Consider the following 13,055-nt stretch of genomic DNA (forward strand, 5'->3'; position numbering starts at 1 on the left):
GACGCAATCAGCCTGTCAGGAGCGCAGTACGTTGCCACTGAGCGCGTCGCGGATCGGCGTGGGTTGGGCCAGGCCACCGGTCTGCCCATCGAGGATGCCGTCGAGCAGGCGCAGCAGGCGCGGGTCAAGCTCTTCGCGGCTGCGCGCGGGGGGCTCGCCGGCAAGGTTGGCGCTGGTGGAGACCAGAGGGCCTCCCCAGGCCTGGCACAGCGCTGCGACCAGCGGGTGGGCGCTGATGCGTACCGCGATGCCGCTATGTTCGCCGGTGATCCAGCCGGGGGCGCGGGTGCCGGCGGGCAGGATCCAGGTGTTGGCGCCAGGCCAGCTGGCAAGCACCGCACGCTGGCGTGCATCGGGCAGGGCCTGCAGGCGCACCCAGCCCTGCAGTTGCGACAGTTCCGCAGCCACCAGGATCATGCCTTTCTCGATCGGGCGCTGCTTCAGCCGCAGCAGCAGGTGTACCGCTGCCTCATGCGAAGGGTCGCAACCCAGGCCCCAGACTGCTTCGGTCGGGTAGGCGATCACCCCGCCACTGCGGAGCGTGGCGACTGCGGTGTCCAGCGTGAGTTCTTTCATGGCGGCGACCGGGCCCGGCGTGGGCCTTCATTATCCCCCCGCTGCGTGCACAACGGGTGGAGCGGTGGATGCGGACCGTTGGTCCGCACACCTTGGCACCTCATCCACGCATGGCGTAGATCTACTTTGCAGCCTTCTTGACGGCCTTCTTTGCCGGTGCCTTCTTGGCCACGGCCTTCTTCGCAGCCGCCTTCTTTGCCGGTGCCTTCTTGGCAGCGGCCTTCTTCGGCGCGGCTTCCTTCTTCACTGCCGCCTTCTTTGCCGGTGCCTTCTTGGCGGCAGCCTTCTTGGCGCCGAAGCCCTTGCGCACCGGCTTGCCGGTCTCTTCCATCAACTGCTGCACTTCGGCCAGGGTCAGCGATGCCGGTTCACGATCCTTGGGGATCTTGCCGTTCATCTTTCCGTCGCTGATGTACGGGCCGAAGCGACCGTTCAGCACCTGGATGTCGCTGCCGTCGAACTCCTTGATGATCCGGTTGCGCGCGATTTCTTCCTTCTCTTCGATCAGGAACACGGCGCGGGCCAGGTCGATGGTGTACGGGTCGTCTTCCTTCTTCAGCGAGGCGTAGGTGCTGCCGCGCTTGGCGAACGGGCCGAAGCGGCCGATGCCGACGCTGACGTCCTCGCCCTTGTCCTCACCCAGCGCGCGCGGCATCAGGAACAGTTCCAGCGCGTCTTCCAGGGAAATGGTGTGCATTGACTGGCCCGGCCGCAGCGAGGCGAACTTGGGCTTGTCCTCGGCATCCTCGGCGGTGCTGCCGATGGCCGCGTACGGCCCGAACCGGCCCAGGCGCACGCTGACCGGCTTGCCGGTCTTCGGGTCGGTACCCAGTTCGCGCGCACCACTGGCCTCGGCACGGTCGACCGATTCCTTCTTGTCTTCGACCAGTTCCTTGAACGGTCCCCAGAAGCGCGACATCAGCGGAATCCACTCTTCCTCGCCACGCGAGACGGCATCGAGCTCGTCCTCCAGCTTGGCGGTGAAGTCGTAGTCGACGTACTGGGTGAAGTGGCTGGACAGGAACTTGGACACCGCACGGCCGACATCGGACGGGCGGAAGCTGCGGCCTTCCATTTCCACGTACTTGCGGAACAGCAGGGTCTGGATGATCGAGGCGTAGGTCGAAGGACGACCGATGCCGTACTCTTCCAGCGCCTTCACCAGCGCCGCTTCGGTGAAGCGCGGCGGCGGCTGGGTGAAGTGCTGGTCGGCCACGATGCGCTCCAGCGGCACCCGGTCGCCCGGCTTCATCGCCGGCAGCTTGCGGCCTTCATCGTCATCCTCGGCGCTCTTGCTGTCCTTGCCTTCTTCGTACACGGCCAGGAAGCCGGGCACCACCACCGTGGTGCCGCTGGCGCGGAACACATGTTCGCTGCCGGCCGACAGATCCACGCTGACGGTGTTGAGCGTGGCCGGGATCATCTGGCAGGCCACTGCACGCTTCCAGATCAGCTCGTACAGCTTGCGCTCGTCGTCGGTCAGGAACCGCGCGACCTGGGCCGGGGTACGCAATGCCGAGGTCGGACGCACGGCTTCGTGCGCTTCCTGGGCGTTCTTGGACTTGGTCTGGTAGGTGTTGGGCTGGTCGGGCAGCGAGGCGATGCCGTAATCACGGGCGATCACGTCGCGGATTTCGGCCAGCGCATCCTGCGACAGGTTCACCGAGTCGGTACGCATGTACGAGATCAGGCCGACCGTGCCTTCGTCGCCGCCGATGTCCACGCCTTCGTACAGCTTCTGCGCAACCTGCATGGTCTTGCGCGTGGTGAAGCCGAGCTTGCGCGAGGCTTCCTGCTGCAGCGTGGAGGTGGTGAACGGCGGCGCGGGGCGGCGCTTGCGCTCCTTGCTGGCCACGTCGGTGACATGCAGGGCGCCCTGTGCAGCCTGCTGGATGCGCAGGCGGGCGGCCTCGGCGGTGTCGCCGTCGGTGACGGTGAACTGCTCGAATTTCTGCCCGTCCAGCTTGATCAGCTTGGCGTTGAAGTGCTGCGAGGGATGCGCGCACTCGGCGGCGATCGACCAGTACTCGCGGGCGATGAAGGCTTCGATCTCTTCTTCGCGCTCGACGATCATGCGCAGCGCCGGGCTCTGCACGCGGCCTGCTGACAGGCCACGCTGGACCTTGCGCCACAGCACCGGCGACAGGTTGAAGCCGACCAGGTAGTCCAGCGCGCGGCGCGCCTGCTGGGCATCGACCAGGTCGCTGGCGATCTCGCGCGGCTGGCTGATGGCTTCCTTGATCGCGCGTGGCGTGATCTCGGTGAAGACCACGCGCTGCATCGGCTTGTCCTTGACCAGCCCGCGCTCTTTCAGGATCTCGGCGATATGCCAGCTGATCGCTTCACCCTCGCGATCCGGATCGGTCGCCAGCAGGATGTCGTCGGCGCCCTTTGCGGCCTTGGCGATCGCATCGACATGCTTTTCGTTCTTCTCGATCACGTCGTAATGCATGGCGAACCCGTTGTCCGGGTCAACCGCGCCTTCCTTCGGGATCAGGTCACGCACGTGCCCATACGAGGCCAGGACCGTGTAGTCCTTGCCGAGGTATTTGTTGATCGTCTTGGCTTTGGCCGGCGATTCAACGATGAGCAGGTGCTTGGGCATGGCAGCAGGGTCTGTGGGTAAGCCGCGGGGAAGGGCCGCTAGGGTGGAGCAAACGGCCGCATTAGTGAAGCGGCCACGGGCAAATCAATAAACTGAACGCCCGGGACTGTGCCGGGCGTTCAGGTTTCACCTTATTAGAGGAATCACGCCCGGCCTGCCGTTGTCAAGCAGGGAGGCGTGAGGATGGCCGTCCGCGACGGCGCATTGGCCCTCGATCCGCGATCACGACGCCATGTTGGCGATGACGCCGACGGCGAAGATGATCGCGGCGAAACCGGCCAGCATCAGCAGGCCGCCCAGCACCAGGATCACGATGGTCACCGTGCCCATCTCGCGGCGCTGCAGCTGCGGCTGGTCGGTATAGGCCCAGCGGTCGACCACTACGGTGTCGCAGATGAGGTCATGCAGGCCCTGCTTGCGCTCGGTGAAGGCGGCCATCAGGTAGCCGATGCAGAGGGTCAGGCCACTGAGGATGGTGGCGAAGTAGCGGCCGATGCTGCGGCCCAGGGTCAGGCGATCGCCGTTGCCGCGCACGACCTTGATGCCGATGGCCATCTTGCCGAGGGTGGCGCCGCCACGGGAGGCATGGAACCAGCCGTAGTAGGCGGCGGCGATGAACAGGCCAGCCAGGCCACTGATCAGCTGGGTAACCACTTCCACCGCTGTTTCGCCGCTGCCGGTCGCCCCCATGCCGGCGCCGAGCACGAAGCCCAGCACGCCACCGACCACGCCGCTGGGAATCAGCAGGACGAAATAGTCGATCAGGTAGGCGGCAAAGCGCTTCCAGAAACCCGCGTAGACCACTTCGCCACCCTGCACCGGCTGCGAATAGTCACCACCACCTGCGCCGGGCGCAGTGTACGGCGAGCTGCTGAGGGCGCCGGTGCCCGGCAGTGGCGCGGTGCCGTTGTCGATCGCGGCGTAGTCGTTGCGCAGGTCGAAGCCACCGGTGGCGGTGGAGGTGCTGGCATCGGCCAGGGTCTGCAGGCCCAGTTCGTCCACCATCTGCCGCAGCGGTGCCCACTGTCCCATGCCTTCGCGCCAGACCAGGGTGTCCAGGGTCAACTGGCCGCGCTGGAAACGCTGGCGGATCTCGGTGATCTCCAACGGGCCTTGGCGTTGCTGTCCTTCGGCGTAGTACCACTCAGTCATTGCATGTCCCCTGTTGGGTCGTCCTTGGTGGGTTTGCCCGATGCGCGGCTCAGCCGTGGCATTGCGTGGGCAGATACTTGTCGTCGCTTTCGCCGCTGCATTCCCAGCGCCCGCTGTCACGGTCGTACTCGAGCCACAGCAGGTCGCCGTCCTGGCTCTTGCCCGGAACCGCCAGCGTTGCTTCGATGCCGCAGTGACCATTGTTGAAGCGGCCGATATGCACGGCCGACAGGCCCTGGCCTGCGAATTCGTCCGCGGCCGGGAAGCCAGCGTCGTTGGCGCCCGGGCAACGGCCCTGGTCATCGGCGAAATGCTGGACCTTGTCCTTCAGCGGCTGCAGCGCCGTGATCGCGCCGGCGACCTTGGCCTTGATGATGTAGTCGTTGTAGGCCGGCAGGGCGATGGCCGCCAGGATGGCCAGGATCGGCACCACCACCAGCAGGGCAACGCCACCGATGATGGCGGTCAACGCGCAGCCGGACAGGCCCTTCTTCGCGGCCGGTGCAGCGTCCATCGGCGTGGTCGCGTAGGGCGACGCAGGTGGCAGGGTTGGCGGCAGAGGAGCGGCAGGAGGTGGCGGCGGCACAGCGACAGTGGCGGCTGCATCTACAGCGGGCACGATCAGGCCCAGTTCGTCGACCACGTTGCGCAACGGCTGCCATTGCGGCAAGCCGTCGCGCCAGACCAGGGTGTCCAGGGTGATCTGGTTGCTACGGAACAGCTCGATCAACTGTTCCGAGGGCAACGGGCCTTGCTGGCGGTTGCCTTCGGCATGGAACCACTCACTCACGGGGGACGCTCCTGAATGCGCACGGCCCCCAAGTGTACGGTCAGTGCAGGGGTTCTGGCTCGTCCACGAACATCTGCGTTTCCATCCAGGCGTAGGCCGCCTCGGCGCCGGGCTGGTTGAACAGCACCATCAGCACCACCCATTTCAGGTCGTCCAGGTCCAGTTCGTCCTGGTCCAGGGCCATTGCCCGGTCCAGCACCAGCTCGCGCTGGCCGGCATCGAGGATGCCGTGCTGTTCCAGGTACAGCAGGAAACCACGGCATTCCACATCAAGCTTGTCCAGCTCCGGGCCGTGATAGATGCGCACCGGGCCATCGACCCGGGCCTGGGCCGCGCTTGGGCGCTGCGCTGCCAGGGCATCGAGCCATTCGAATGCCTTGTTGATCTCAGTGGGGCTGAAACCGGCCTGGATCAGGCCATTCTGCAGTGAGTCGCGGTCACGGATCAGGTCCGCATCTTCGCTGAAATAGTGTTCAAACAGGTACAACAGTACATCCAGGATGCTCTCTTTCATTGCCCCTCGGCCTGCGTCGCGCGACGCTGTGGAGGTGAAGAAACTAGGGACGTCGACAGTAGCGGCCGTGTACGCACACCACGATCCCCGCAAGTTCCATGGCCAGCAGCATGGAGGACACCTCCGACGCCGTCAATCCACAGTGCGTGATCAGTGAATCCATACTGATTGGGTCGTGCCCCAGCGCCTGCCACAAGCGCTGGTAGTCAGCGTCGTTCGCCCAGCAAGCCGGCAGGTCCGCCGGCGCTGCCTGTTCAGTGGGGGTGGCAAGCCGGGTTTGCAAGCCCGGAAGCTGGTGACGCAATGCCGGGGCCAGCAGTTCCAGCACTTCCTCGGGACGTTCGACCAGGGCAACCCCTTCACGGATGAGCCGGTGGCAGCCGGCGGCGCGTGGATTGAGCACCGAACCGGGTATCGCGCAGACCTCGCGGCCGGCTTCGGCTGCCAGCCGGGCGGTGATCAGGGCGCCCGAACGTTGCGCGGCCTCGACCACCACCGTGGCCAGGGTCAACCCGGCCACCAGCCGGTTGCGCGCGGGGAAGTGGCCCGGCCGTGCGGGCGTGCCTGGCAGGTACTCGCTGAGCACTGCGCCTTCGGTAGCGATTGTTGCCTGCAGGCGGGTATGGCTGGTGGGATAGGCGCGGTCCGGGCCGGTGCCGATCACCGCGAGGGTGCAGCCGCCTGCGTCCAGCGCCGCCTGGTGGGCGGCCGCATCGATGCCCGCCGCCAATCCACTGGTCACCGCCAGCCCGGCCTCGACGAAACAGGTGGCAAACCGGGCGGCGAGGGCGCGACCGGCAGGAGTGGGTGAACGACTGCCGACCAGGGCCACCGCGGGGCGCCAGGCGATGGCTGGATCCCCGGCAACGAACAGGGCCAAGGGCGGGTTGGGTGCATCAAGAAGGAGGGGCGGGAAGGCCGGATCGTTGCAGGCCAGCAGATGATGATCTGGCTGCTGCAGCCAGCGCTGCGCAAGTGCGAGGGCGCGGGTATCGGGACGCTGCAGCGCAGCGCATTGTTCCGGCGTGCAACCGTGGGCTCGCCAGCCTGCAACGCCCAGCGCCAGCGCTGCATCCGCATTGCCGGCGGTCTGCAACAGGGCGCGCCTGGGTGCCAGGCCTCCCCCCGCGATCAACAGGCGCAGCAGCGCCTCATGTACATGTTCAGTCATCCCCCGACTATCGGCTTCACGCAATAAAGGCGCCCTAGGGCGCCTTCGCGTATCGCTGTCAGGGTATCCCGGAGGTTGCCGGCCGATGCGGCCGGCACTCCCTGCCGAGGCCGGGCGGGGCCCGGCGCTGGCTCATTTCGCGTCCGGATGCAGCGCGCTGTAGCCCACACGCACCGGCTTCACACCTTGCATCACCAACGCATAGCTGACGTTGTCGAAGGTGCGGAAGACCATGGCATGCGCGGCGTACTCATCCGGCAGGCTGACCCGGCCGGCGCCAGTGCTGACCGAATCGTCCATGCGCGAGGACCCCGGGAACTTCATCCGGTGCGCCACGTGGCTGCCATGGCGCCACAGCGAGAACACGGTGCCGTTGTCCACGCCCTGGGCGCGGCCAGCCGAAATCGCGATCACATCGCGCGGGCCGCCGGTGCTGAACATGTCGGTGACTGCCAGTACGCGCACATCCACGCCTTCCACGCCGGCTGCGGGCACATGCGGGAAGAACTGCAGGTCGTACGGCGTGGCCTCGACCGGCACCAGACGGTCGCCGGCACGCACTTCACGGCCGCCACTGGCGTTGTCCAGGACCAGGGTCGACGCTTCGGTCTTGCCGCCAGCCACCTTGGTGATGGTGCCGGTGCCGACCTGTGCCAGCTCGTAACCCAGTACGCCACGGCGGTGGTTGGGCGCGCTGAAGGCCTTCCAGAGGTTGCCGCTGCCCGGGGTGACATCGCCATTGGCGGTCAGGTCCTCGGTGGGCTTGGGCTGGGCGTAGCGCACGGTCGGGCGGACCACGGCCCAGCGCTGCCCGGTCTGGGCGTCGGCCAGGCGCACATAGGCGGTCTGCCCACCGGTGGCGCGCAGGCGGTTGTCTTCCAGCGCGACCACGTACGGCAGCTGCTCGATGCTGTCGACCACGCTGAGCTGTTTCAGGAACGGTTCCACCTGTGCCAGCGGCACGCCGGTGACCGGGGCTTCCTGGCGCGGACCGGGCTGGGCCGTTACACGGTCCAGGTAGGCCAGGCTGAGGACGTCACCGGGATAGATCAGGTGTGGATTGGCGACCTGCGGATTGGCCTGCCAGATCTCCGGCCACAGCCATGGTTTCTGCAGGAAACGTCCTGCGATATCCCACAGGGTGTCCCCTTTGCGGACCACATAGGTGTCCGGGTGCCCGCCATTCACTTCCACGGCGGTAGCATAGGCAGCCACGGTCAGCATCGCCGCGGCGACGACCGTACGAAAACGAAGCAACATAGGTGTGAAGCCCTGATTCCCCAACAGGTTCGCGCACTATAGTCCAGAAACCGGGGCGCAAGGCAAGCGTTGGAGCTAGAATCTGCGACGTATGCCGGCGTAACCCGGCCCCAACCCCGGAAACTGCCATGGCTTTACTCCCCATCCTTGAGTTCCCCGATCCGCGCCTGCGTACCAAGGCTGCGTTGATCGATGCCGCCGAAGTGACCACGCCGGCGTTCCAGGAGCTGCTCGACAACATGTTCGAGACCATGTACGACGCGCCGGGCATCGGTCTGGCTGCCAGCCAGGTGGACGTGCACCAGCGCTTCATGGTCATCGACGTAAGCGAAGAAAAGAACGAGCCGCGCGTCTTCATCAACCCGGAAATCGTCGCCAAGGACGGGGGCCAGGTGTACCAGGAAGGCTGCCTGTCGGTGCCTGGCATCTTCGCTGACGTGACCCGTGCCGACACCATCACCGTCAAGTTCCTGGACCGCCAGGGGCAGCCGCAGGAGTTGAGCACCGATGGCCTGCTGGCGGTCTGCGTGCAGCACGAGATGGACCATCTGGACGGCAAGCTGTTCATCGATTACCTGTCGCCGCTGAAGCGCGAGATGGTCCGCAAGAAGCTGGCCAAGCAGCGCAAGCACGTGGCGTGATCGCTGCTCCGGGCCGCCCTTCGGGGTGGCCCGCGCCTGCGCGTGACGCGCGGGCTGCATGGCGCCGGCCGACGGCGCCGTTTTTTTTCCTGCACGATTTCATCCTGCAAGTGGGGTTGCCATGAGGATTGTCTTTGCCGGTACGCCGGAATTCGCGGTGTCGTCGCTGCGCGCGGCCGCGCGTCATCACGAGGTGGTGGCTGTCTATACCCAGCCCGATCGCCCTGCCGGTCGCGGCCGTGGTCTGGCGCCTTCGCCGGTCAAGCTGGAAGCGGTCGCCCGTGGCATCCCCGTGTACCAGCCGGAAACGCTGAAGGACGAAGCGGCCCAGCAGCAGCTGCGTGACCTGCAGCCGGACCTGATGGTGGTGGTGGCCTATGGCCTGATCCTGCCCAAAGCGGTGCTGACCATTCCGACCCACGGTTGCTGGAACGTGCATGGTTCGCTGCTGCCGCGCTGGCGTGGCGCCGCTCCGATCCAGCGTGCCATCCAGGCCGGTGACGACAAGACCGGCATCTGTCTGATGCAGATGGAAGCTGGCCTGGATACGGGCCCGGTGCTGCTGCACCAGGAACTACCCATCGCCGCCACCGATACCGGTGGCCAGCTGCACGACAAGCTGGCCGAGCTCGGCGCACAGGTGCTGTCCGACGGACTGGGCCTGCTGCGCGCCGGCATCAAGCCGATCGCGCGGCCGCAGCCGGAGCAGGGTGTGACTTACGCGCACAAGCTGGACAAGGCCGAGGCAAAACTGGACTGGGCGCAGGACGCCGAAGCGCTGGCGCGCACGGTGCGTGCGTTCAATCCCTGGCCGATTGCCGAGGCACTGCTGGCCGGTGAGCGCGTGCGCATCCACGGCGCGGTGGCGCTGGATGTGGCCCATGGCCAAGCGCCGGGCACGGTGCTGGCCGCTGGCCGCGAGGGCATCGATATCGCCTGCGGGCAGGGCGCGCTGCGCCTGCGTGTACTGCAGCGGGAGGGCGGCAAGGCGATTACCGCCGCCGACTACCTCAATGCCCGCCGTGACCTGCGCGTGGGGGTCTGACGGGTGAGCAAGGCAAACGATTTCTCCATCGCCAAGGCGGCGCCGGGCGCGGCCACCCGCATGCTGGCGGCGCGCGTGCTGGCCCAGGTGTTCACCCGCGGTCGTTCGCTCAAGGCCGAGCTGGCCTGGGCGCTGCCCAAGCTGGCCGACACCCGCGACCGCGCACTGCTTGAAGCGTTGTGCTTTGCGGTGCTGCGCCGTCGCAGCACCTATGACGCTGCCCTGCAGGCGTGGATGCAGAAGCCGCTGTCCGCACGCGATGCCGACCTGCGCACGCTGCTGATGGTGGGCTTCGCCCAGCTGGATGTGCTGGAACTGCCCGCCCATGCGGCGCTGTCGGCGACGGTCGATGCTGCGCGCGCACTTGGCCGTGAACGCCAGGCGGGTCTGGTCAATGCGATCCTGCGCCGCGCCCAGCGCGAGGGCTTCCCCGAACAACCGGCACGCGACGCATTTCCGGTCTGGCTGGCCGAGGCCATCGAGCGCGACTGGCCGACACAGGCCGAGGCGATCTTCGCTGCCAGCCTGCAGCCGGCGCCGCTTTGGCTGCGTGCCAACCGCCAGCAGGGCGGGCGCGAGAAGATGATGGCGGCCTTGGCCGAGGCGGGCATTGCCGCCGAAGCCAGCCCACTGAGCGCCGATGCGCTGCGGCTGGCCGTGCCGGTTCCGGTGAACCAGCTGCCCGGTTTCGGCGAAGGCCTGCTGTCGGTGCAGGATCTGTCGGCGCAGTGTGCTGCTGACGCGCTGGCGCCGCCGACTGGCAGCCGCGTGCTCGACGCATGTGCCGCCCCGGGCGGCAAGTCGGCGCACCTGCTCGAGCGTGACCCCAGCCTGCAATTGCTGGCGCTGGATATCGATGCGCGTCGTCTGGCGCGCGCCAAGGATACGTTCGCCCGTACCGGTGTGGGCGAAGGCGCGCAGGTGCAGGTGGCCGATGCCAGCGATCCGGGGGCATGGTGGGACGGCGTTCCGTTCGACGCGATCCTGCTGGACGCACCGTGCTCGGCCACCGGCGTCATCCGCCGGCAGCCGGACGTGATGTTCCATCGGCGGGCGGAGGACATTGACGCGCTGGTCGGCATCCAGGCCCGGTTGCTGGAAGCCTGCTGGTCGATGCTGCGCCCAGGTGGCGTGCTGCTTTATGCCACCTGCTCGATCCTGCGCGCGGAGAACGTCGATCAGGTGAAGGGCTTCCTGAAATGGCACGCGGATGCGGAAGCGGTCGCGCTGGGTGACGCATTTGGTCTGGACTGTGACGGTATCGCGCGCCAGCGTCTGCCCGGTGAAAACGATGCTGACGGATTTTTCTACGCGCGTCTGCTAAAAAAGGGCTGACCCAACCGCAGTCCGAGCCCCCATGCTGAAAACCCGTGCATCACGCCAGACGTGGCTGTTCGTTGTGATGGCCCTGTTGGTGTTGGGTGCCGGCCTGGGACTACGCGATCCTTGGCCCTCGGACGAACCGCGCTTCGCCCTGGTCGCCAAGCAGATGGTGGACAGCGGCGACTGGCTGTTCCCGCACCGTGGGCTGGAGCTGTACTCGGACAAGCCGCCGATGCTGATGTGGTGGCAGGCCACGCTGTACAGCGTGGTCGGCAACTGGCGGGTGGCGTTCCTGCTGCCCTCGCTGATCGCTGCACTCGGCACGCTGTGGTGCGTGGTCGATCTGGGCCGGCGTCTGTGGACGCGCCAGGTCGGGCTGTATGCGGGCTGGGCGCTGCTGTTCGCCCTGCAGTTCACCTTCCAGTCGAAGAAGGCGCAGATCGACCCGCTGGTGGTGTTGTTCATCACCCTGGCCAATTACGGTCTGCTGCGCCACCTGCTGCTGGGGCCCGCCTGGCGCTGGTGGTGGTTGGGCTGGTTCTTTGCCGGCATCGGGGTGATCACCAAGGGCGTGGGCGTGATCGCGCTGCTGATGATCGTGCCAGCGGTGATCGGTTCGGCGCTGCACTGGCCGCGGGTGCGGCTGCATGCACGCGACCTGCGCTTCTGGTTGGCGCCGTTGGCGTTCGTGCTGGCCGTCGCGCTGTGGCTGGTGCCGATGGTGATGACCGCGTTGGCGACCCGCTCCGGCGAGTACCTGGCGTACATGAACGACATCCTGTTCCGGCAGACCGCCAAGCGCTATGCGCAATCTTGGGACCACCACCAGCCCTGGTGGTACTTCCTGGGCACCATGCCGTCGATGTGGATTCCCGCCTTCCTGGCGGTGCCGTGGGCGATCCCCGCCTGGCGGCGCCGGCTGCAGCGTCGGGACGCGCGCTATCTGTTGCTGCTGGGCTGGTGGGCGCTGATCGTGCTGTTCTTCTCGATCCCCAATGGCAAGCGCGACGTCTACATCCTGCCGGCGCTGCCGATGTTCTGCCTGGCGCTGGCGCCGTTGCTGCCGGGGCTGCTGCGCCGGCGCGATGTGCAATGGCTGCTGGGCGCGTTCACCCTGCTGCTGTCGCTGGGGACGTTGGCCGCCGGATTGTCTGCCCTGCTGGGCAAGCCCGGCTTCGAAGTGCGGCTGATGCAGACGCGGGGCATCGGCAATGGCGAGATGAACGCCCTGGCCTGGGCGGCCATGGCAATGGGCGGCTGGGGTGTGGCCAGCCTGCTGTTGTTCGGGCGTGATCGCCGTCAGCTGGCGCTGGTTTCGACCCTCACTGCCGTGTGGGTGCTGTACAGCCTGATCGGCTATCCGCTGCTGAATGATTCAAGTTCCGCCCGCGGCCTGATGCGGCACACCGGCCAGCGTATCGGCGCCGATGCGGAGCTGGGGCTGGTGGCCTGGAAAGAGCAGAATCTGCTGATGGCAGACCGCCCGGCAGCCACCTTCGGTTTCAACGAGCCCTGGGATGCACAGCTGGCTGCGGCGGTGGAATGGCAACAGCTGGCGCCCCGGCGCCGCTGGTTGCTGGTCCACCAAGACGCGCTGCTGCCCTGCATCGACCGCGACCGTGCCGAGCTGGCCGGGATCGCCAACCGCCGCCGTTGGTGGCTGGTACCGGCCACTGCGGTGCAGGGCCGGTGCGTGGCCAGCGCGGAGGAGCGCGAACGTGAACGGCGATTGCAGCGTGAGGAATAACCACCCTGGCCCGCGCTTGTCCAGACTGCCCAAGCGGCAGCAAAGGCAGTAAAACGTCAGCGTGGGATCGGCCGTATCGGCGATCCCGTTCATTCCGCCGGATTGCAGCGAACTTTTTCGACGTGGCAGCTTCAAAGCACAACCTGGAATCCACGATCGGCGATCCGCTGGGCGTCCCCGCAGGGAGGCGTCCGCGTGCGGCGCACTGGCTGGCGCAGATCGGCCTGTTCT

11 protein-coding genes are annotated in these 13,055 nt (G+C 66.9%); 4 read left to right on the forward strand and 7 right to left on the reverse strand.

All coding sequences use genetic code 11. From position 1 onward, the window contains the following. Nucleotides 1-15: 15 nt before the first annotated feature. From AB4Y98_RS13390 to AB4Y98_RS13420, 7 genes are all read right to left on the reverse strand, one after another. On the reverse strand, nucleotides 16-576 hold the full coding sequence (locus AB4Y98_RS13390) for a Sua5/YciO/YrdC/YwlC family protein (protein ID WP_108266987.1): 561 nt from the start codon (nucleotides 574-576) through the stop codon (nucleotides 16-18). Nucleotides 577-697: 121 nt separating this feature from the next. Beyond that, nucleotides 698-3,181: a DNA topoisomerase I gene (locus tag AB4Y98_RS13395; protein WP_312110647.1), complete on the reverse strand. Its 2,484-nt coding sequence runs from the start codon at nucleotides 3,179-3,181 to the stop codon at nucleotides 698-700. 222 nt (nucleotides 3,182-3,403) lie between these two features. Beyond that, on the reverse strand, nucleotides 3,404-4,333 hold the full coding sequence (locus AB4Y98_RS13400; protein WP_312787211.1) for an RDD family protein: 930 nt from the start codon (nucleotides 4,331-4,333) through the stop codon (nucleotides 3,404-3,406). A gap of 49 nt (nucleotides 4,334-4,382) precedes the next feature. Then, the gene (locus AB4Y98_RS13405) at nucleotides 4,383-5,123 is read right to left on the reverse strand and encodes a GYF domain-containing protein (RefSeq protein ID WP_442244506.1); all 741 of its coding nucleotides are present in this window, start codon (nucleotides 5,121-5,123) and stop codon (nucleotides 4,383-4,385) included. A gap of 40 nt (nucleotides 5,124-5,163) precedes the next feature. Further along, entirely contained in the window at nucleotides 5,164-5,637 is a 474-nt protein-coding gene (locus AB4Y98_RS13410; protein WP_025879062.1) for a DUF494 family protein, read from the reverse strand. Between the two features lie 43 nt (nucleotides 5,638-5,680). Further along, the gene (gene dprA, locus AB4Y98_RS13415) at nucleotides 5,681-6,808 is read right to left on the reverse strand and encodes a DNA-processing protein DprA (protein WP_363734058.1); all 1,128 of its coding nucleotides are present in this window, start codon (nucleotides 6,806-6,808) and stop codon (nucleotides 5,681-5,683) included. 132 nt (nucleotides 6,809-6,940) lie between these two features. Beyond that, nucleotides 6,941-8,068: a LysM peptidoglycan-binding domain-containing protein gene (locus AB4Y98_RS13420; protein ID WP_223496792.1), complete on the reverse strand. Its 1,128-nt coding sequence runs from the start codon at nucleotides 8,066-8,068 to the stop codon at nucleotides 6,941-6,943. Nucleotides 8,069-8,196: 128 nt separating this feature from the next. Here AB4Y98_RS13420 and def point away from each other — a divergent pair, with 128 nt between their 5' ends. The 4 genes from def (at nucleotide 8,197) to AB4Y98_RS13440 (ending at nucleotide 12,824) form a co-directional block, all read left to right on the forward strand. Continuing rightward, the gene (def, locus tag AB4Y98_RS13425) at nucleotides 8,197-8,709 is read left to right on the forward strand and encodes a peptide deformylase (protein WP_154881125.1); all 513 of its coding nucleotides are present in this window, start codon (nucleotides 8,197-8,199) and stop codon (nucleotides 8,707-8,709) included. Between the two features lie 121 nt (nucleotides 8,710-8,830). Further along, nucleotides 8,831-9,754 carry a methionyl-tRNA formyltransferase gene (gene fmt / locus AB4Y98_RS13430; protein ID WP_394197946.1) on the forward strand — a complete coding sequence of 308 codons (924 nt, stop codon included), beginning with the start codon at nucleotides 8,831-8,833 and terminating at the stop codon, nucleotides 9,752-9,754. 3 nt (nucleotides 9,755-9,757) lie between these two features. Continuing rightward, entirely contained in the window at nucleotides 9,758-11,089 is a 1,332-nt protein-coding gene (gene rsmB, locus AB4Y98_RS13435; RefSeq protein ID WP_363734060.1) for a 16S rRNA (cytosine(967)-C(5))-methyltransferase RsmB, read from the forward strand. A 22-nt stretch (nucleotides 11,090-11,111) separates the two neighbouring features. Then, complete coding sequence (locus AB4Y98_RS13440) at nucleotides 11,112-12,824, forward strand: glycosyltransferase family 39 protein (protein WP_442244507.1); 1,713 nt, start codon at nucleotides 11,112-11,114, stop codon at nucleotides 12,822-12,824. Nucleotides 12,825-13,055: the final 231 nt, after the last annotated feature.

This window comes from Stenotrophomonas sp. 2YAF26 (genome assembly GCF_052114625.1).
In the GTDB taxonomy this organism is placed as follows: domain Bacteria; phylum Pseudomonadota; class Gammaproteobacteria; order Xanthomonadales; family Xanthomonadaceae; genus Stenotrophomonas; species Stenotrophomonas indicatrix.

Coding starts and splice junctions, on each gene's coding strand:
- AB4Y98_RS13420 (WP_223496792.1), bottom strand. CDS start 8,068: ATGTTGCTTCGTTTTCGTACGGTCGTCGCCGCGGCGATGCTGACCGTG.
- AB4Y98_RS13395 (WP_312110647.1), bottom strand. CDS start 3,181: ATGCCCAAGCACCTGCTCATCGTTGAATCGCCGGCCAAAGCCAAGACG.
- fmt (WP_394197946.1), top strand. CDS start 8,831: ATGAGGATTGTCTTTGCCGGTACGCCGGAATTCGCGGTGTCGTCGCTG.
- AB4Y98_RS13440 (WP_442244507.1), top strand. CDS start 11,112: ATGCTGAAAACCCGTGCATCACGCCAGACGTGGCTGTTCGTTGTGATG.
- AB4Y98_RS13410 (WP_025879062.1), bottom strand. CDS start 5,637: ATGAAAGAGAGCATCCTGGATGTACTGTTGTACCTGTTTGAACACTAT.
- dprA (WP_363734058.1), bottom strand. CDS start 6,808: ATGACTGAACATGTACATGAGGCGCTGCTGCGCCTGTTGATCGCGGGG.
- AB4Y98_RS13400 (WP_312787211.1), bottom strand. CDS start 4,333: ATGACTGAGTGGTACTACGCCGAAGGACAGCAACGCCAAGGCCCGTTG.
- def (WP_154881125.1), top strand. CDS start 8,197: ATGGCTTTACTCCCCATCCTTGAGTTCCCCGATCCGCGCCTGCGTACC.
- AB4Y98_RS13390 (WP_108266987.1), bottom strand. CDS start 576: ATGAAAGAACTCACGCTGGACACCGCAGTCGCCACGCTCCGCAGTGGC.